General features: G+C 68.5%; 16 protein-coding genes. 10 read left to right on the top strand and 6 right to left on the bottom strand.

Annotated features, from left to right (window positions below; translation table 11 throughout):
• Positions 1-118 precede the first annotated feature (118 nt).
• The 5 genes from OEZ60_RS05315 to OEZ60_RS05295 are packed head-to-tail and all read left to right on the top strand — an operon-like array spanning position 119 to position 5,937.
• Entirely contained in the window at positions 119-1,144 is a 1,026-nt protein-coding gene (locus OEZ60_RS05315) for a BMP family protein (protein ID WP_263333943.1), read from the top strand.
• Positions 1,144-2,688 carry an ABC transporter ATP-binding protein gene (locus tag OEZ60_RS05310; RefSeq protein WP_263333941.1) on the top strand — a complete coding sequence of 515 codons (1,545 nt, stop codon included), beginning with the start codon at positions 1,144-1,146 and terminating at the stop codon, positions 2,686-2,688. The genes OEZ60_RS05315 and OEZ60_RS05310 overlap by 1 nt, the downstream gene beginning before the upstream one ends.
• Positions 2,678-3,727 (top strand): ABC transporter permease, encoded by a 1,050-nt coding sequence (locus OEZ60_RS05305; RefSeq protein ID WP_263333939.1) that lies wholly within the window; start codon positions 2,678-2,680, stop codon positions 3,725-3,727. The genes OEZ60_RS05310 and OEZ60_RS05305 overlap by 11 nt, the downstream gene beginning before the upstream one ends.
• A complete protein-coding gene (locus OEZ60_RS05300; RefSeq protein WP_263333937.1) occupies positions 3,727-4,671 on the top strand; it encodes an ABC transporter permease in 945 nt (314 codons plus the stop codon). Before OEZ60_RS05305 ends, OEZ60_RS05300 begins: the two co-directional genes overlap by 1 nt.
• Positions 4,672-5,937 (top strand): amidohydrolase family protein, encoded by a 1,266-nt coding sequence (locus OEZ60_RS05295; RefSeq protein WP_263333935.1) that lies wholly within the window; start codon positions 4,672-4,674, stop codon positions 5,935-5,937. It begins immediately after the preceding gene.
• 117 nt (positions 5,938-6,054) lie between these two features.
• Here the strand turns inward: OEZ60_RS05295 and OEZ60_RS05290 are convergent, their stop codons facing one another.
• Positions 6,055-7,425, bottom strand: coding sequence for an FAD-binding oxidoreductase (locus OEZ60_RS05290; protein WP_263333934.1), 1,371 nt, complete (start codon positions 7,423-7,425; stop codon positions 6,055-6,057).
• Positions 7,426-7,731: 306 nt separating this feature from the next.
• On the bottom strand, positions 7,732-8,361 hold the full coding sequence (locus OEZ60_RS05285; protein WP_263333932.1) for a ribonuclease T2: 630 nt from the start codon (positions 8,359-8,361) through the stop codon (positions 7,732-7,734).
• Between the two features lie 124 nt (positions 8,362-8,485).
• On the opposite strand from OEZ60_RS05285, the gene OEZ60_RS05280 reads away from it, so the two are divergent.
• Positions 8,486-9,244 (top strand): DUF1013 domain-containing protein, encoded by a 759-nt coding sequence (locus tag OEZ60_RS05280; RefSeq protein ID WP_263333930.1) that lies wholly within the window; start codon positions 8,486-8,488, stop codon positions 9,242-9,244.
• 110 nt (positions 9,245-9,354) lie between these two features.
• On the opposite strand, the gene OEZ60_RS05275 is transcribed toward OEZ60_RS05280, so the two are convergent.
• The 3 genes from OEZ60_RS05275 to OEZ60_RS05265 all read right to left on the bottom strand — a co-directional run bounded on the left by OEZ60_RS05275 (position 9,355) and on the right by OEZ60_RS05265 (position 11,330).
• A complete protein-coding gene (locus OEZ60_RS05275; RefSeq protein WP_263333929.1) occupies positions 9,355-9,747 on the bottom strand; it encodes a cupin domain-containing protein in 393 nt (130 codons plus the stop codon).
• 204 nt (positions 9,748-9,951) lie between these two features.
• Positions 9,952-10,275, bottom strand: a complete 324-nt coding sequence (locus OEZ60_RS05270) for a DUF1330 domain-containing protein (RefSeq protein ID WP_263333927.1) — start codon at positions 10,273-10,275, stop codon at positions 9,952-9,954.
• Between the two features lie 122 nt (positions 10,276-10,397).
• Positions 10,398-11,330 (bottom strand): zinc ABC transporter substrate-binding protein, encoded by a 933-nt coding sequence (locus OEZ60_RS05265; protein ID WP_263333925.1) that lies wholly within the window; start codon positions 11,328-11,330, stop codon positions 10,398-10,400.
• An 80-nt stretch (positions 11,331-11,410) separates the two neighbouring features.
• Between OEZ60_RS05265 and OEZ60_RS05260 the strand changes: the two genes are divergently transcribed.
• The 4 genes from OEZ60_RS05260 to OEZ60_RS05245 are packed head-to-tail and all read left to right on the top strand — an operon-like array spanning position 11,411 to position 15,031.
• Positions 11,411-11,914 (top strand): transcriptional repressor, encoded by a 504-nt coding sequence (locus OEZ60_RS05260; protein WP_263333924.1) that lies wholly within the window; start codon positions 11,411-11,413, stop codon positions 11,912-11,914.
• Positions 11,911-12,681 carry a metal ABC transporter ATP-binding protein gene (locus tag OEZ60_RS05255; RefSeq protein ID WP_263333922.1) on the top strand — a complete coding sequence of 257 codons (771 nt, stop codon included), beginning with the start codon at positions 11,911-11,913 and terminating at the stop codon, positions 12,679-12,681. Before OEZ60_RS05260 ends, OEZ60_RS05255 begins: the two co-directional genes overlap by 4 nt.
• Positions 12,596-13,462, top strand: a complete 867-nt coding sequence (locus OEZ60_RS05250; RefSeq protein WP_411709785.1) for a metal ABC transporter permease — start codon at positions 12,596-12,598, stop codon at positions 13,460-13,462. The genes OEZ60_RS05255 and OEZ60_RS05250 overlap by 86 nt, the downstream gene beginning before the upstream one ends.
• Before the next feature lie 54 nt (positions 13,463-13,516).
• The gene (locus OEZ60_RS05245) at positions 13,517-15,031 is read left to right on the top strand and encodes a malonate--CoA ligase (protein ID WP_263334207.1); all 1,515 of its coding nucleotides are present in this window, start codon (positions 13,517-13,519) and stop codon (positions 15,029-15,031) included.
• Positions 15,032-15,046: 15 nt separating this feature from the next.
• Here the strand turns inward: OEZ60_RS05245 and OEZ60_RS05240 are convergent, their stop codons facing one another.
• Complete coding sequence (locus tag OEZ60_RS05240; RefSeq protein ID WP_263333921.1) at positions 15,047-16,453, bottom strand: aminotransferase-like domain-containing protein; 1,407 nt, start codon at positions 16,451-16,453, stop codon at positions 15,047-15,049.
• Positions 16,454-16,489: the final 36 nt, after the last annotated feature.

Below are 16,489 nucleotides of genomic sequence, written 5' to 3'. Positions count from 1 at the left end.
GACCGGCATTCCCTTTTGCCGCCGCTGGCTTAGAATTTTCTTGCGCGAATCTGAAAAAACTTTACCAATTGATAAAAATTTTCGCGAGGGAGTGCAACAAACCGACAGGGAGTTGAACATGACTGGAAGGATCAAGCCGGCCGGGCTGAGCCGGCGGCACCTCATGGCGAGTGCGGGCGCCGTCGCCGCGACCGGGATCGTCGGACTGCCGAAACGACTTCTCGCCGCCGACCCGATCAAGGTCGCGGGCATCTACACCGTGCCGGTCGAACAGCAATGGGTGAGCCGCATCCATGTCGCCGCCGAGGCCGCCGTCGCGGCCGGTGGCGCCGAATACACCTTCACCGAGAACGTCACCAACACCGACTATCCCCGCGTCATGCGCGAATATGCCGAGCAGGGCGCAAAGCTCATCATCGGCGAGATTTTCGGCGTCGAGCAGGAGGCGCGCGAGGTCGTCGACGAATATCCCGAGACGGCGTTTCTCCTCGGCTCGTCGTTCCTCCATGACGAGGCGCATCCGAACCTCGCCGTCTTCGACAACTACATCCAGGATGCTTCCTATCTCTCCGGCATCATCGCCGGCGCGATGACGCAGTCGGGAAATATCGGCGTCGTCGGCGGCTTCCCGATCCCCGAGGTGAACCGGCTGATCCATGCCTTCATCGCCGGCGTGCGCGAGACGAAGCCCGACGCCACCTTCCAGGTGAGCTTCATCGGCTCGTGGTTCGACCCGCCGAAGGCCAAGGAGACCGCCTTCGCGATGATCGATAACGGCGCGGACCTCATGTATGCCGAACGCTTCGGCGTCTCGGACGCGGCTCAGGAACGCGGCATCCTCGCCGTTGGCAACGTGATCGACACCCAAGGGGACTACCCCGAGACCGTCGTCGCCTCCGCGCTCTGGCATTTCGAACCGACGCTGAACGCCGCCCTCGCCGCCGTCGCCGGCGGCAGCTTCAAGGCCGACAACTACGGCACCTATTCCTTCCTCAAGGAAGGCGGCTGCTCGCTCGCCCCCCTCGGCACGTTCGAGGGCAAGGTGCCCGCCGAGGCAATGGCGCTGGTGGCCGAGCGCGAGGCCGCGATCAGGGACGGCAGCTTCACCGTCGAGATCAACGACGAAGAGCCGAAGTCCTCCTGATGGCTGGGGGCGAGGGGGCGGAGGTCGTCCTCCGCCTCGACGGCATCACCAAAAGGTTCGGGGCGCTTCTCGCCAACGACGCGATCTCGTTCGAGCTGCGGAAGGGCGAGGTCGTCGCCCTTCTCGGCGAGAACGGCGCCGGCAAGACCACGCTGATGAACATCCTCTTCGGCCACTACACCGCCGATGCGGGAACCGTCGAGGTGTTCGGGCGGCGGTTGCCGCCCGGCCATCCCCGCGCCGCCCTCGCGGCGGGGGTGGGCATGGTGCACCAGCACTTCACGCTCGCCGACAATATGACGGTGCTGGAGAACATCCTCCTCGGCACCGGCTCGCTGCTCTCGCCTCGGCTCGACACCGGGGCGGCACGGGCGAAGGTCGCCAAGCTCTCCGCCGATTTCGGCCTCGCCGTCCACCCCGACGCCCGCGTCGGCGCGCTCTCGGTCGGCGAACGCCAGCGGGTGGAGATCCTCAAGGCGCTCTACCGCGATGCCCGCATCCTGATCCTCGACGAGCCCACAGCGGTGCTGACCCCGCAGGAGACGGCGGCGCTTTTCGAGACGCTGCGGAAAGCCGTTGAACTCGGCCTCTCGGTCATCTTCATCTCGCACAAGCTGAACGAGGTGATGGCGATCTCCTCGCGCGTCCTCGTGCTGCGCCACGGCCGCCTCGCGGGCGAGGTCGCGACCGCCGACACCGACCGCCACAGGTTGGCCGAGATGATGGTCGGCGCCGAGATCACCGCGCCGAAACTCGCAGAGCGTGACCCGGGCGCCCCGCTCCTGACGTTGCGGCGGGTGACGACGGCCCGGCGCGGCAATGCGCCGGGGCTCGCGGGCATCGACCTGACGCTCCGCGCGGGCCAGATCACCGGCCTCGCGGGCGTCTCCGGCAACGGTCAGGCCGCGCTTGCGGATCTCATCGGCGGGCTCGACGAACCCGCCAGCGGTACGATGGACCTGACCCCGCCGCATCATGGCGACTGGTCGCCGCGCGCCGCCCTTGCCGCCGGCATCGCCCGCATCCCCGAGGACCGCCACCGCACCGGCACCGTCGCCGATTTCTCGCTGACCGAGAACGCGGTTCTCGAAAGCTACGAGGCCGCCCCCTACAGCCGGAAGGGCTGGATGGACTGGGCCGCCGCCGAGGGCTTCGCGCGGAAGATCATCGACACCTACGACGTCCGCTGCCCCGGACCCTCGGCGCGGATCCGGCTCCTCTCCGGCGGCAACATGCAAAAGCTGATCCTCGGCCGCGCGCTCGAAGCGGGCCCGAAGATCATCCTCGCCAACCAGCCGGTCCGGGGCCTCGACATCGGTGCCGTCACCTTCGTCCACGGCCAGCTCATCGCCGCCCGCGACCGAGGGGCGGCGGTCCTCCTGATCTCCGAGGACCTCGACGAGATCATGGCGCTTTCCGACAGCATCCATGTGATCTACGAGGGCCGGCTCTCGCCCGCCTTCCCGCGCGGCACCAAGACCCCGGCCGAGCTCGGGATCTGGATGGCGGGGCAGGGCTTCGACGGAGGCGCCGATGCGGCTTGAGCCGATCGCCAATCCCACGGCGCTCCGCCGCTTCGGCCTGCCCGCCACCGCGCTGGCGCTCACCGTGCTGGTCGCCTCGCTCCTCGCGCTCCTTGCAGGTGCTAATCCTTTTGCAACATTGGGGCTGATCCTGAAGGGCGCTGCGGGGTCGAAATTTGCACTTCTCGAAACTTTGAGCCGCGCGACGCCGCTCATCTTCACCGGCCTCGCCGTCGCCGTGGCGTTCCGAGCGAAGCTCTGGAACATCGGCGCTGAGGCCCAGCTCTACGCGGGCGCCATCGTCACCGTGCTCCTCGGTACCGGGGCGCTGCCGCTGCCCTCGGCGCTCCTCCTCCCCGTTATCGCGCTCGCCGCGATGCTCGCAGGCGCGCTCGTCCTCCTCGGCCCGGTGCTCCTCAAGACCCGCCTCGGCGTCGACGAGGTCGTGACCACGCTCCTCTTCAACTTCATCATGCTCCTCTTCGTCTCCTACCTCCTCGAAGGGCCGATGAAGGACCCGATGGGCATGGGCTGGCCGAAATCCCCCGCGCTCGAGAAAGCCGCCCGCCTGCCGCGCATCGTCGACGGGCTGCGCCTGCACTGGGGCTTCGCGCTGGCGATCCTCGCGGCCATCGCGGTCTGGGTGATCCAGACCCGCACCACGCTCGGCTACGAGATCCGCGCCGTCGGCCTCAACGCCGAGGCCGCGCGCTTCGCCGGCATCCCGGTCGGCCGCGTCATGGTCAAGACCGCGCTCCTCTCCGGCGGGCTGGCGGCACTTGCGGGCTTCTCCGAGGTCGCGGGGCTGAAGGGCAACCTCACCTTGGACCTCTCGCCGGGCTTCGGCTACACCGGCATCATCGTCGCGATGCTGGCGCTCCTCAATCCGCTCGGGGTGGTGCTCTCCGCGCTCTTCGTCGCCGGCGTCTTCGTCGGCGCCGACAGCATGAGCCGCGCCGCAGGCGTGCCGACCTACATCGCCGACATCCTGACGGCGACCGCGCTCCTGACCATGGTGCTGGCGCTCCGCCTCACCCGCGCCCGGATCAGGTGGCGCTGATGGAGATCCTCGACATCCTCCTCACCGCGAGCTTCTGGGCCGCCGCCGTCCGCATCGCCTCGCCCTTGATCTTCGCCACGCTGGGCGAGCTGATCTGCGAGCGCGCCGGGGTGCTCAACCTCGGCATCGAGGGGATCATGGTGATCGGCGCCTTCGCCGGCTGGATGGCGGTCTATCTCGGCGCGGGGCTCTGGGCGGGCGTCCTCGTCGCGATGCTGGCGGGCATGCTCTTCGGCCTCCTCCACGCGACGCTCACCGTGCCCTTCGGCCTCAGCCAGCATGTCGTCGGCCTCGGCGTCACGCTTCTGGCCACCGCGAGCGCGAGCTTCGCCTACCGGATATCGCTTCCCGAAGTCACCTCGCCGCCGAAGATCACGCCCTTCCAGCCCTTCGCGATCCCCTACCTTTCGGAGATCCCGCTCATCGGCCCGGCCGTCTTCGCCCAGACCCCGCTCACCTACCTCGCCTTCGCCCTCATCGCCGTCGTCGCCTTCACCCTCTACCGCACGCCGCTCGGCCTCGCCCTGCGCGCCGCGGGCGAAAACCCGGCCTCGGTCGAGGCGCAGGGCCTCTCCGTCACCGCGATCCGCATGGGCGCGGTGATCGTCGGCTCCGGCCTGATGGCGGTGGGCGGCGCGTTCCTCACCATGTCGGCCTTCTCGTCCTTCTTCTTCGAGATGGTCAACGGCCGCGGCTGGATCTGCATCGCGCTCGTCGTCTTCGGCGCCTGGCGGCCCGGCAAGGCAGCCCTCGGCGCGCTCCTCTTCGCCGCCTTCGACGCGCTGCAGGTCAGGCTCCAGCAGACGCCGATGGGCGCGGTCGTGCCCTACCAGGTGTTCCTGATGGTGCCTTACGTCCTATCGATCCTCGCCCTCATCCTGATGTCGCGCCGCGCCGAGGTGCCGGCCGCGCTGATGGTCCCGTTCAACAAGGGGGAACGCTAGATGTTCGACCTTCTGATCAAGGGGGGCACGCTCCCCGACGGCACGGTCTCCGACATCGCCATCGCCGGCGACCGCATCGCCGCCACCGGCCGGGTGGAGGCCGGGGCGAAGGAGGTGATCGACGCCACCGGCGACCTCGTCTCACCGCCCTTCGTCGATCCGCATTTCCACATGGACGCGACGCTTTCCTACGGCATCCCGCGGGTGAACGCCTCCGGCACGCTCCTTGAGGGCATAGCACTCTGGGGCGAACTCCGCGCGATCGCGACGGTCGAGGAGATGGTCGCCCGCGCGCTCACCTATTGCGACTGGGCGGCCTCGATGGGGCTTCTCGCGATCCGCTCCCATGTCGACACCACGCCCGATCATCTGCGCGGCGTCGAGTCGCTCCTGGAGGTGAAGAAGAAGGTCGCCCCCTATATCGACCTCCAGCTCGTCGCCTTTCCCCAGGACGGGCTCTACCGCACCAAGACGGGCCGCGAGAACCTGATCCGCGCGCTCGGCCGCGGCGTCGACGTCGTCGGCGGCATCCCGCATTTCGAACGCACGATGGAGGAGGGCCGCGAGAGCGTCGCCGACCTCGCCCGCATCGCCGCCGAGCGCGGTCTTATGCTCGATCTCCACTGCGACGAGACCGACGACCCGATGAGCCGCCATGTCGAGACGCTGGCGCGCGAGGTCACCCGCCACGGGCTGAAGGGCAGGGCGGCCGGCTCGCATCTCACCTCGATGCATTCGATGGACAATTACTACGTCTCGAAGCTCCTGCCCCTGATGGCCGAAAGCGGCATGGCGGCGATCCCCAATCCGCTGATCAACATCACCCTTCAGGGCCGCCACGACACCTATCCGAAGCGCCGGGGCCTCACGCGGGTGAAGGAGATGCAGGCCCACGGCATCACCGTCGGCTGGGGTCAGGACTGCGTCATGGACCCATGGTATTCGCTCGGCACCGCCGACATGCTCGACGTCGCCTTCATGGGGCTCCACGTCACGCAGATGACCCATCCGGATGAGATGGCGCGCTGCTTCGACATGGTGACCAATGCCAACGCCCGGATCATGGGGCTTCAGGGCTACGGGCTGAAGAAGGGCGACGTCGCCTCGCTCGTCATCCTTGACGCCGCCAGCCCGACCGAGGCGCTGAGACTCCGCGCCGCCCGCCTCGCGGTGATCGCCAAGGGCAAGGTGATCGCCCGGAGCGCGCGCGGCGACGCCCGTTTGTCACTCCCCGGCCGCCCGGAAACCCTGCGCCGCCGCCACTGAGGCGAGCGGGGCGCCGACCGCGACAGTCGATGCCCTCGCGATCGAAAGAAACGCTTCCCTCCCGGGGCTCCGCGAACGGAGCTCCGGGGGCAGGGCGCGTACCGGAAGCGCCCCCGGTCAGGGCGCGATGTTCTGGTTGATCCGGAACAGGTTGTCGGGGTCGTAGCGGCGCTTGATCTGGACCAGCCGCTCGTAGTTGCCGCCATAGTTGTCCTGCACCCGCCCGCTGTCGTCGTCGTCCATGAAGTTGATATAGCCGCCGGGCTCGGAATGCGGCGCCACGGCGTCCGAGTAATCCCGCACCCACTTGGTATGCGCGGCATCATGCGCCGGATCGTCCGAGGCGGCGATGATGACCATGGAGAAGTTCGCGTCGCGGTGGCCGAAGGCCGTAGCATCGGCGGCCACATCCTGGCAGGCGCCGTCGATCGGGTAGAGGTGCATGGTCGAGCTGACGGTCGGCGCGTTCGGCCCGTGCTTCACATGGGCGGCGATCGCCTCGTCGGTCAACTCCTTGACGAAGTTGCCCTTCCAGTACTGGCGGATGCCGGTCGGGAACAGCCCGTCGAAGGCGCCGTTGATCGCCGGGTAGGGCAACGGGCCGACCATCTCGGCCTTGACCTCGGCGACTTCGTGGAACGCCTTGAACTGGCGCTCACCCTCCGCCGGGTCACCGGACCAGCAGGCCACGATGGCGGCGAACATGTCGCCGTGCCGGTTCTCCGGGATGAAGGGCAGCGGCGGCGCGATCTGGAACGCCGGGAAGCAGCCCATCTCGCGCGGGGCCGTCTTGATGTAGTCTCGGTAGAACTTGAAGATGTTCTCGGTCTCCTCGATCTCGTAGAACATCGGCCCCCAGTAGACGTTCTGGAGCGGCTGCAGCTTGTATTCGAGCGAGGTGCAGACCCCGAAGTTTCCGCCGCCGCCGCGCAGCGCCCAGAAGAGGTCGGCATTCTCGTTCTCGCTCGCGATCACCATCCTGCCATCGGCGGTCACCACGTCGGCGGAGATCAGGTTGTCGAGCGACAGCCCGTGCCCGCGCGACAGATAGCCGATGCCGCCTCCGAGCGTCAGCCCGGCGATGCCGGTTGTCGAGATCACGCCGCCGGTCGTGGCCAGCCCGAAGGCATGCGTCGCGGCGTTGAAATCGCCCCAGGTCGTGCCGCCCTCCGCCCGGACGGTCCGGGCGACCGGATCGACCCGGACCCCGCGCATGCGGGAAAAGTCCAGCACGACCCCGCCGTCATTGGTGCCGAACCCCGGTCCGCTGTGCCCGCCGCCGCGAACCGACAGGTCCAGGCGATTGTCGCGGGCAAAGTTGACGGTCGTCATCGCGTCGCCGGCATTCGCCACGCGCACGACGACCGCCGGACGCTTGTCGATCATGCCATTGTGAACCTTGCGGGCCGCTTCGAACTCCGCGTCGTCCGGAACGATCACGTCGCCCCTGATGAGTTCGCGCAGCTCGCTCGCTGTCCTAGCGGTCATGATATCCCCCCCGAGGATGAATCCTCTTATTCCTGCGCCGGGACCGTCCCGGAGCAATTTTCAATTTTACCATAAATACTTGGGTGAATGGGACGCTTCGACTCAACCCTAAGGCAGACATGTCGAACTCGACGGAGCAGCCTCTTGAGGGTGGCCCTGACGACACCCGCGCCCGTTACCGCAGGCCGATCGAAAGCGCCCTACGCTTCTGTCTCTCCTCATCGCTGCCATGAAGAATCGGAATCGGACCTCAGGTCTCTTGGGAGCCCCAGAGGTTCACATGAGCATCGTCCCGCACCAGATGCCTTAACGCACCGCCTCCAGCAGCGCGCCGGGCATCCGGCAGTCACGCGCCGCGTCGGCGCCACAGGGCCGGAAGCCGAGATCGCGCGTGAGACAGATCCGCGCCTCCTGGATCCGCCCGGCCTTGCAGGTGATCGTGATCATCGGCGGCGCGAGTCCGGGATTGGCCTCGATGAAGGCCTCCTCGACGACCTCCGCCGGCAGGCGCAGGTCGCGGTCGAGCCGGGCCAGCAGCTCTGGGATCCGGACCTGCCCGTAGGCCCGTCGCGCGGTGTCGAAGTAGGCGTCCGGGGCGAGGCCCGAGCAGCGGCCATGTTTCTTCCACTGATACCAGGCGAGCCCGGCCGAGCCCATGATGTCGGCCATCGCTCGCGTCTCGCGGCGCGAGGGATCGCGCTCGGCGGTGCGGCAGTAGCTCGGCCAGCCGCTCTCGAACTGCGGCCAGAGCCCGTGCAGGGTGAAGCTGAAAGCTTGGCCCGGATCACACTGCTTGTCGCCGCGCGCGTCACCCTCCAGCGCGCAATAGCCTGGCGACCAGGAGAGCGACAGGATGTAGTAGTCGAACGCGCCCGCCGGCTCGCCCTCGGCGAGGGCTGGTGCGGCCAGCAGGGCAAGGGCGGCAAGCCAGCGCATTTTCTCTTTCCTCCTTTGCCCGGAAGGACTATATAGCCGCTGAACTTCCCCGAAAACGAGGAAAGGCGGCCCGAGGGTCGCGGCCGTTTTCCCGGCGCGGGAGAGATTTGTAAAGGAGACGCCTATGACCAAACCGCTCATGGCCAAGGCCACGGCCGTCTGGCTGGTGGACAACACGACGCTGAGCTTCAAGCAGATCGCCGATTTCTGCGGCCTGCACGAGCTCGAGGTGCAGGGCATCGCCGATGGCGACGTGGCCGCGGGCGTCAAGGGATTCGACCCGATCGCCAACAGCCAGCTCGACGCGTCCGAGATCGAGAAGGGCGAGAAGAACCCGCTGCACAAGCTGAAGCTGAAGTTCAACCCCGCCTCGGTGGGCGAGGAGAAGCGTCGGGGTCCGCGCTACACGCCCTTGTCGAAGCGGCAGGACCGGCCGGCGGCGATCCTGTGGCTGGTGAAGTTCCACCCCGAGCTCGCGGATGCCCAGATCGGCAAGCTCGTCGGCACCACCAAGCCGACCATCGCCTCGATCCGCGACCGGACGCACTGGAACATCAACCACATCACGCCGATCGACCCGGTAGCGCTCGGCCTCTGCCGCCAGTCGGAACTGGACGCCGCCGTCCAGAAGGCCGCGAAGAAGCGCGCCGCCGAGGGCTCGGTGATGACCGACGACGAGCGTCGCAAGCTGGTATCGACCGAGCAGTCGCTCGGCATGTCGACCGAGCCGAAGATCCCCTCGTCGATCGCGGGGCTCGAGAACTTCTCGCTGTCAAAGTCCGAAGAGGACGACGAGGAGAAGAACCCGGCAGACTATTCCAATGCCGACAGCTTCTTCAACCTGCCGCATGGCGATGACGACGACGAAGACGACGACAAGTGATCCGCTGAAAACCCCGGCCCCGCGCCGGGGTTTGTCTTGGCCGTTCGGCGTATTGGTCCGCAATGGGACGCGTTCCGTCCCATTGTCCGCCCGGTCTCGGCTGGCGCGGCTTACACCTCGCTTCCCGGCATCCAGCGACGTGTGACCTCTGTGCTTCCATCAAATTGCGCTTCGAATATGGGCGAAGCGAGAACGGCCAACATGTGCAGTTCGCCGTCGCCGCAATTGCGGAACCCGTGGCGTCGTTTCGCAGGTATCAGCGCTGAGTAACCTGCATTCGCACGAACCCGTTCGCCGTCGATCCAGATCTCGGCCACGCCGGACAACACCGTCAGAACCTCTTCGGCCGGATGCCAATGGGTGGGGGCGCCGAGTCCTGGCTCACACCACTGTTCAAAGATTGAAAGCGCCGAGGCGTCCGTCAGCGCCGAGACGCGCATGCGCGTCAAAACGCCTGGACGCCATTCGCGGCGGGGCTGGCTGCAATGATTGATCAGCTCCATAGCAAGTCTCCCCTTTTCAGCGGTTGGTACATGCGGAAGACGACGTGGCCTTGAACGCGCTCGGCAATCTTGGACAGGTGATTGCCTCTGCAATGCCCCGCATGTCGTACACTGCGCGGCCTCGCACGAAGATCGGTTGCGCGTTGGTTCGAAGCCAGGCTTGACCGCTAGCGTTTCGATCCGCAGCCGTGTCGCACTTCCCGATCAGGCAACTGTACCGGCCGAACCGGCATCGAGCGCGACCAAAGTGCTTGTGGCCGAGCGGAAGCGAATGTCCCGAACCGGCGCGTAGTCGGCGCAGTTGTACCATTCCTTGAGCGCCGCCATGCTGGGAAACTCAATAATGACCATGCGATCGGGCGTCCAATCTCTCCCCGCCTCCAGTACTTCCAGATCTCCTCCACGAGAAAGGAAGCGCCCGCCGTATTTGCTGATCAAAGGCAAAACCGCCCGCTTATACTCTTCGAAGACGGCCGGGTCCGTGATTGTCTCGTCGGCGATAAGATATGCAGGCATGCGGTCACCCATTCCCGAACACATTCGCAAGCCAAGCGTAGCCTTGGGGTTCGCGCCGCGCAAATTCCGAATATCACAATGGGCAGAAGACCGAACGGCTAACTGCCCGGAGCCAACGACCCGTCCCAGCCGCCTCAGTCGGCATCCAGGCAGTCGGCGATGGCGGTGCCGAGGTTTTGCAGCAGCGCCGGGTAGAGTTCCGCCCCGGTCGCCTCGCCGCGCCCTTCGGGGTCGAGCGGTGCGCCGATCCGGACCGGCGTGCCCTCGGCGAGTGTCTCGACCGGGGCCGGGTCGCGCCCGATCTCGGCGAAGATGCAGTCCGCCACGCCGGCTTCGAGGTGGCCGCGCACCTCGGACAGATGCGCGGCGCCCGGTTCGTGCGCGTCGCCCGACGCGAGGCTCGCGGTGACCGTCAGCCCGTAGTGCTCGGCGAAGTAACCGTAGGCGTCATGGGCAACCACGAAGCCCGCGTCGCCATGCGGGGCGAGGCGCTTGGCGAGCGCCTGGTCGATGGTCTTGATCCGCATCAGCGCCAGCGAGGCATTGGCCCGGTACGCGACCGAATTGCCGGGATCACGGGCCACGAGCGCGTCTGTGATCAGACCGATCCAGAGCGCGGCGTTGTCGGGGTCGAGCCAGGCATGGGGGTCGATTCCCTCCGCGCCGTGCGCGTCTTCGCTGTGCGTCGATCCGTGATCCGCATGCGATACCTCGGTGGTCGGCTCTTCGCCGTAATGGTGCAGATGCGTGGACTTGTCGTGGAGGAGCGATACCGTGGTGACCTCGGGGGCGGCGGCGAGTGCCCGCTCGAGCCAGGGGGTCATCTCCGGCCCGACCCAGATCACGAGCTCTGCGCTCTGCAGCGCGCGAACTTGAGAAGGGCGAAGCTGGAAGTCATGCGGATCGGCCCCGGCCTCCAGAAGCAGCGCCGGCGTGCCGAGATCGCCCATCACCAGCGCGGTCAGCGACTGCACGACCGGGATGTCGGTCACGACCGCGAGCGGGCCGGCCTTGAGCGGCGTGGCCGCGAGCGTCAGGGCGGCGAGAAGGGGCACGGTCAGGCGCATCGGGGATCCATCGGGGATTGCGGCTCGGGTGGGTGTCTTGTATGTTATAGCATAACATGTCAACCCGAAAGTCCCCTCAGATGACCGATCCGCGCAGATTCTCCGACCCGGGCCTCGCCTTCGAGGCCCATGATCATGCGGATTGTGCTGGCGATGTCCTGCGCCGCGCCGAGGCGGTGAGCGCGGACCGCGGTGCCCGGCTGACGCCGGTCCGGCGGCGGGCGCTCGAGATCCTGCTCGAATCGCATCGCGCGATGGGGGCCTACGAGGTGCTGGAGCGGCTCGCCGAGGACGGGTTCGGCAACCAGCCCCCGGTGGCCTACCGGGCGCTCGATTTCCTCGTCGACCAGGGGCTCGCGCACCGGATCCGGCGGCTCAATGCCTTCGCCGCCTGCATGCATCCGGGCGAGGCGCACAGCCCGGCCTTCTTCATCTGCCGCTCCTGCAGTGCGGTCGCGGAAGCCCCGGCCGAGGCGGTGCGGGCGGCGATGGACAGCGCCGCCACGACGATCGGCTTTTCGGTCGAGCGGATGAACATCGAGGCGCTCGGCCTTTGCCCGGCCTGCCGGGAGACGGCGGCATGACCCTGATCGAGGCGCGCGGCCTCGCGGTCCGCCACGGGGCGCTCCCGGTGCTGCGGGATGTCGACATCGCCGTGCGGGCGGGCGAGATCGTGACGATCCTCGGGCCGAACGGCTCGGGCAAGTCGACGCTGGTCCGGGCGCTGATCGGGCTCGAGCCGGCGGCGGCGGGCGCGGTCGTGCGGCGGCCAGGGCTGCGGATCGGCTACGTGCCGCAGCGGCTGCAGATCGATCCGGTGCTGCCGCTGACGGTGCGCCGCTTCCTGTCGCTGCCGCGCCGCGTCGCCGATGCCGAGGCCGCGGCGGCACTGGAGCGGACCGGCGTCGGCGGGCTCGGGGCGCGGCAGATGTCGGCCCTGTCGGGCGGCCAGTTGCAGCGGGTGCTCCTGGCGAGGGCGTTGCTTGGCCGGCCCGAGATCCTGATCCTCGACGAGCCGACCCAGGGCCTCGACCAGATCGGCGAGGCCGCCTTCTACCGGCTTCTCGAGGAGGTGCGGCAGGAGAGCGGCGCGGCGGTGCTGATGGTCAGCCATGACCTGCATGTGGTGATGAGTACCTCGGACCGGGTGATCTGTCTCAATGGCCATGTCTGCTGCGAGGGTGCGCCGAAGGTCGTGTCGGCGGCGCCGGAGTACCGGGCGCTCTTCGGTCACGGCACCGGCGGGGCGTTGGCGCTCTATCGCCATGAGCATGACCATGACCATGACCACGGCGAAGGGCCGCACCATCATCACCACCACGATCACGCGCATGAGGCCGAGGATGCCTGACGATTTCCTGATCCGGGCGGCCCTGGCCGGGATCGGCCTGATGCTGGCCGCGGGACCCTTGGGAGCCTTCGTCGTCTGGCGGCGGATGGCCTATATGGGGGATGCGACCGCCCATGCCGCGGTGCTCGGCGTCGCGCTGGCGCTGGCGACCGAGCTGCCGGTGGCCTTCGGCACCGGCGTCGTGGCGCTCGCGATGGCGCTTGCGGTGGCGGGGCTGAGCGGGCGGGGCCGGACCGCCGATACTGCTCTCGGCGTACTCGCGCATTCAGCGCTCGCGCTCGGGCTGGTCGCTGTCTCGTTCCTCAAGGGAGTGCGGGTCGACCTCTCGGCCTATCTCTTCGGCGACGTCCTGTCGGTGACGCGGGGCGACCTGGTCTGGATCTGGGGTGGCGCGGCGGCTGTGCTGGCGCTCCTCGCTTGGCGCTGGAACCGGCTTCTGACCGCCACCGTGAACGAGGAACTGGCGCAGGCCGCCGGGCTCGATCCGCGGCGCGAGAAGCTGGTGCTGACGCTGGCGCTGGCGCTGGTGGTGGCAGTGGCGATCAAGATCGTCGGCGCGCTTCTCGTCGCGGCCATGCTGATCATCCCGGCGGCGAGCGCGCGCGCCTTTGCGCGTACGCCCGAGGCGATGGCGGCCTGGGCGGTCGGGCTTGGCATCGTCGCGGTCCTGGCGGGGCTCTGGGCCTCGCTCGGCTTCGACACGCCGGCCGGGCCGTCGATCGTCGCCGCGGCCGCCGCGATCTTCTGTCTCAGTCTGATCCCGGGGCGGTCGGCGCGCTAGATTCTTGCCTCCGGCGGGGATATTTGGAGCAAGATGAAGACGCGGGGGCGGGCGATGGGCAATCATCTCTACGATGCGCTGTTCGGGCGGCACGAGGGCAGCGGGGCAGATTTCCTGATCCTGCCGGACGGGGGGCGGGTCAGCCACGCGGCATTTGCCGCGCGTGCGGCGCGGTTCGCGGGCGCGCTGGTCGCGGCGGGGCTCGCGCCCGGCGACCGGGTGGCGCTGCAGCTGGAGAAAAGCCCCGACATGCTCGCCGTCATTGCCGGGGCGATCCGGGCGGGCGTGGTGTTCCTGCCGCTGAACCCGGCCTATACCGCGGCCGAGGTCTCGTATTTCGTCACCGATGCGGGGGCGAAGCTTCTTCTTTGCGACGGGGCGTCCGAGGCGGCTCTGGCGCCGGTCGCAGAGGCGGCGGGGGCGGCGCTCGCGGTACTGAACGCCGACGGCACCGGAAGTTTCGCCGAGGCCGCGATCCGCGCCGAGCCCCTGCCGGTGGTCCCGTGCGAGTCGGGCGACCTCGCGGCGCTTCTTTACACCTCCGGCACGACGGGGCGGTCGAAGGGCGCGATGATGAGCCACGCGAACCTCCTGTCGAATGCCGAGGTCCTCGTCGACTACTGGCGCTTCACCGCCGATGACGTGCTGCTTCACGCCCTGCCGATCTTCCACACCCACGGGCTTTTCGTCGCGACCAACGTGGCGCTTCTGGCGGGCGCGCGCATGATCTTCCTGCCGAAGTTCGATGCAGGCGAGGTGATCCGCCACCTGCCGCACGCGACGGCCATGATGGGGGTGCCGACCTTCTACACAAGGCTTCTCGACGATCCGCGCCTGACGCGCGATCTGGTCGCGGGGATGCGGCTCTTCATCTCCGGCTCGGCGCCCCTTTTGGCTGAGACCCACCGGCAATGGCAGGCGCGGACCGGGCACCGCATCCTCGAACGCTACGGCATGACCGAGACCAACATGAACACCTCGAACCCCTATGAGGGCGAGCGCAGGGCCGGCACCGTGGGGGTTCCGCTGCCGGGGGTGGAACTCAAGGTCTGCGACGGGACCGGGGCGGAGCTGCCGCAAGGCGAGATCGGCACGATCGAGGTCCGGGGGGCGAACGTCTTCCAAGGCTACTGGAACATGCCGGAAAAGACGGCCGAGGAGTTGCGGCCTGACGGCTTCTTCATTACCGGCGATCTCGGCTACCTCGATAAGGAGGGCTACGTGACCATCGTCGGGCGCGGCAAGGACCTGATCATCTCCGGCGGTTTCAACGTCTACCCGAAGGAGGTGGAACTGGCGCTCGACGCGCTGCCGGGGGTCCTGGAAAGTGCGGTGATCGGCGCGCCGCATCCCGATTTCGGCGAGGGCGTCGTGGCCGTGGTGGTGCCCGAGGCCGGGGCGGAGCTAGCGCCCGATACGCTCAGGGCGGCGCTCGGCGGGAGCCTCGCGAAGTTCAAGCAGCCGAAACATATCGCGATCCGCGACGGCTTGCCGCGCAACACCATGGGCAAGGTGCAGAAGGCCCTGCTCAGGGAGGAGTTTCGCGCTACGTTCGCGACCGGGCGTTGAAACGGGCGCGCGGCGTCAGCGGGCCGCGAGGACCCGTCCCAGCGTCGCGGTGAAGCGGGCGATGCGGTCTGGCGTCGCCTCGGCAAAGCCGGTGATCAACCCCTCCTGCGGCGGGCCGAGGCAGTAGTCCGAGAGCGCAGCCGTGCCAAAGCCCGCGGCGTGGAGCGCGGTCAGAGCCGAGGCCTCGTGCCCCTCGGGCAGGCGAAAGCCGATCTGCACCCCGCCCGAGGGGTCCGCGACCTCGATCCCCGGAAGGGACCGCAGGGCTGCGGCGAGCGCCCGGCCGCGTTCGCCATAGACCTTGGCGATGCGGCGCAGATGGGCGCGGTAGCGGCCCGTCTCCATGAACTCCGCCAGCGCCGCCTGGGCATGGACATTGGCGGCGAGGCCGAGATTGCGCTGGGCGGCGCGGAGCGGCCCGGCGAGCCCGGGCGGAGCGACGATCCAGCCGATCCGCAGCGCCGGCATCAGCGCCTTCGCGGCGGTGCCGAGCGCGATCACCCGCTCGGGTGCCGAGCCCTGAAGGGCGGCGATCTCGCGCCCGTGCCAGTGGAACTCGCTGTCGTAATCGTCCTCGACGAGAAAGCCGTCCGAGATGCGGGCATGGTCGAGTGCCTCGGCCCGGCGGCGGAGCGAGAGGCGATGACCCATCGGGTACTGGTTCGCCGGCGTGAGATAGGTGAGCCGGGCGCGGGGGGCTGCGCTGACATCGGCGCCCTCGGTGTCGACCGGCAGGGGCAGGGTGGACAGTCCCGCGCCGCGAAACGCCGCCCTTGTGCCGGGATAGCCCGGCTCCTCGACCAGCGCGGTGTCGCCCGGGTCGGCGAGCGCGAGCGCGAGGAGCGCGAGTGAGGCCTGGCTGCCGGGCGTGATCAGGATGTCATCGGGGGCGACCTGCATGCCCCGATCCGCCGCGAGGCGCCGGGCGAGGACCTCGCGCAAAGCCGGCAGGCCGGAATACTCCCCGTAGGCGAAGGCTCCGCCGAGCCGGCGGCGGGAGGCTCGGCGCAGATGCATCGCCCAGTCGTCGCGCGGAAAGAGCGGCTCGTCGGGATGGCCCGGCGCCATGATCCCGCCGCCGCTCCGGCGTCGCTCCTCGGCCCAGGCATGTCCGCGCGCACTGGGGCCGGGGCTTTGCTCGGCCGCGCCCATCGCGGGCCCCGCTTCCGCTGGCGGCAGGATCTCCGGCGCGGCGCCGGGGCGGATCACCACCGCGCCCTCGGCACGCAGAAGCTCGTAAGCCGCGTTCACCGTGTTGCGCGAGACCCCGAGTGCCGCGGCCGCCGCGCGGGAGGAGGGGAGTTGTCCGCGCGCCCGGCCGGTTCGGATCGCCTCCAGCAGGTCTCGGTAGAACTGCACCGTCAGCGGGGTTTCGGCGTTGCGGTCGGGCGTGGAGAGCGCGGTTAGGACAAGTGGTTCCATGAAACTTACAGATTCTGGCCCTTTGAGAGAACCATA

Source organism: Albidovulum salinarum, assembly GCF_025673475.1.
GTDB classification, from domain to species: Bacteria; Pseudomonadota; Alphaproteobacteria; order Rhodobacterales; family Rhodobacteraceae; genus Albidovulum; species Albidovulum salinarum.
The sequence above is the reverse complement of the archived record's forward strand: the minus strand, read 5'-3'. Positions and strand labels throughout refer to the sequence as shown.

Excerpts from the sequence above, each read along its gene's own strand:
- OEZ60_RS05285 (WP_263333932.1), bottom strand. The coding sequence starts at position 8,361 with ATGCGCTGGCTTGCCGCCCTTGCCCTGCTGGCCGCACCAGCCCTCGCC.
- OEZ60_RS05240 (WP_263333921.1), bottom strand. The coding sequence starts at position 16,453 with ATGGAACCACTTGTCCTAACCGCGCTCTCCACGCCCGACCGCAACGCC.
- OEZ60_RS05305 (WP_263333939.1), top strand. The coding sequence starts at position 2,678 with ATGCGGCTTGAGCCGATCGCCAATCCCACGGCGCTCCGCCGCTTCGGC.
- OEZ60_RS05280 (WP_263333930.1), top strand. The coding sequence starts at position 8,486 with ATGACCAAACCGCTCATGGCCAAGGCCACGGCCGTCTGGCTGGTGGAC.
- OEZ60_RS05290 (WP_263333934.1), bottom strand. The coding sequence starts at position 7,425 with ATGACCGCTAGGACAGCGAGCGAGCTGCGCGAACTCATCAGGGGCGAC.
- OEZ60_RS05245 (WP_263334207.1), top strand. The coding sequence starts at position 13,517 with ATGGGCAATCATCTCTACGATGCGCTGTTCGGGCGGCACGAGGGCAGC.
- OEZ60_RS05295 (WP_263333935.1), top strand. The coding sequence starts at position 4,672 with ATGTTCGACCTTCTGATCAAGGGGGGCACGCTCCCCGACGGCACGGTC.
- OEZ60_RS05260 (WP_263333924.1), top strand. The coding sequence starts at position 11,411 with ATGACCGATCCGCGCAGATTCTCCGACCCGGGCCTCGCCTTCGAGGCC.
- OEZ60_RS05250 (WP_411709785.1), top strand. The coding sequence starts at position 12,596 with ATGAGCATGACCATGACCATGACCACGGCGAAGGGCCGCACCATCATC.
- OEZ60_RS05275 (WP_263333929.1), bottom strand. The coding sequence starts at position 9,747 with ATGGAGCTGATCAATCATTGCAGCCAGCCCCGCCGCGAATGGCGTCCA.
- OEZ60_RS05265 (WP_263333925.1), bottom strand. The coding sequence starts at position 11,330 with ATGCGCCTGACCGTGCCCCTTCTCGCCGCCCTGACGCTCGCGGCCACG.
- OEZ60_RS05270 (WP_263333927.1), bottom strand. The coding sequence starts at position 10,275 with ATGGGTGACCGCATGCCTGCATATCTTATCGCCGACGAGACAATCACG.
- OEZ60_RS05315 (WP_263333943.1), top strand. The coding sequence starts at position 119 with ATGACTGGAAGGATCAAGCCGGCCGGGCTGAGCCGGCGGCACCTCATG.
- OEZ60_RS05310 (WP_263333941.1), top strand. The coding sequence starts at position 1,144 with ATGGCTGGGGGCGAGGGGGCGGAGGTCGTCCTCCGCCTCGACGGCATC.
- OEZ60_RS05255 (WP_263333922.1), top strand. The coding sequence starts at position 11,911 with ATGACCCTGATCGAGGCGCGCGGCCTCGCGGTCCGCCACGGGGCGCTC.
- OEZ60_RS05300 (WP_263333937.1), top strand. The coding sequence starts at position 3,727 with ATGGAGATCCTCGACATCCTCCTCACCGCGAGCTTCTGGGCCGCCGCC.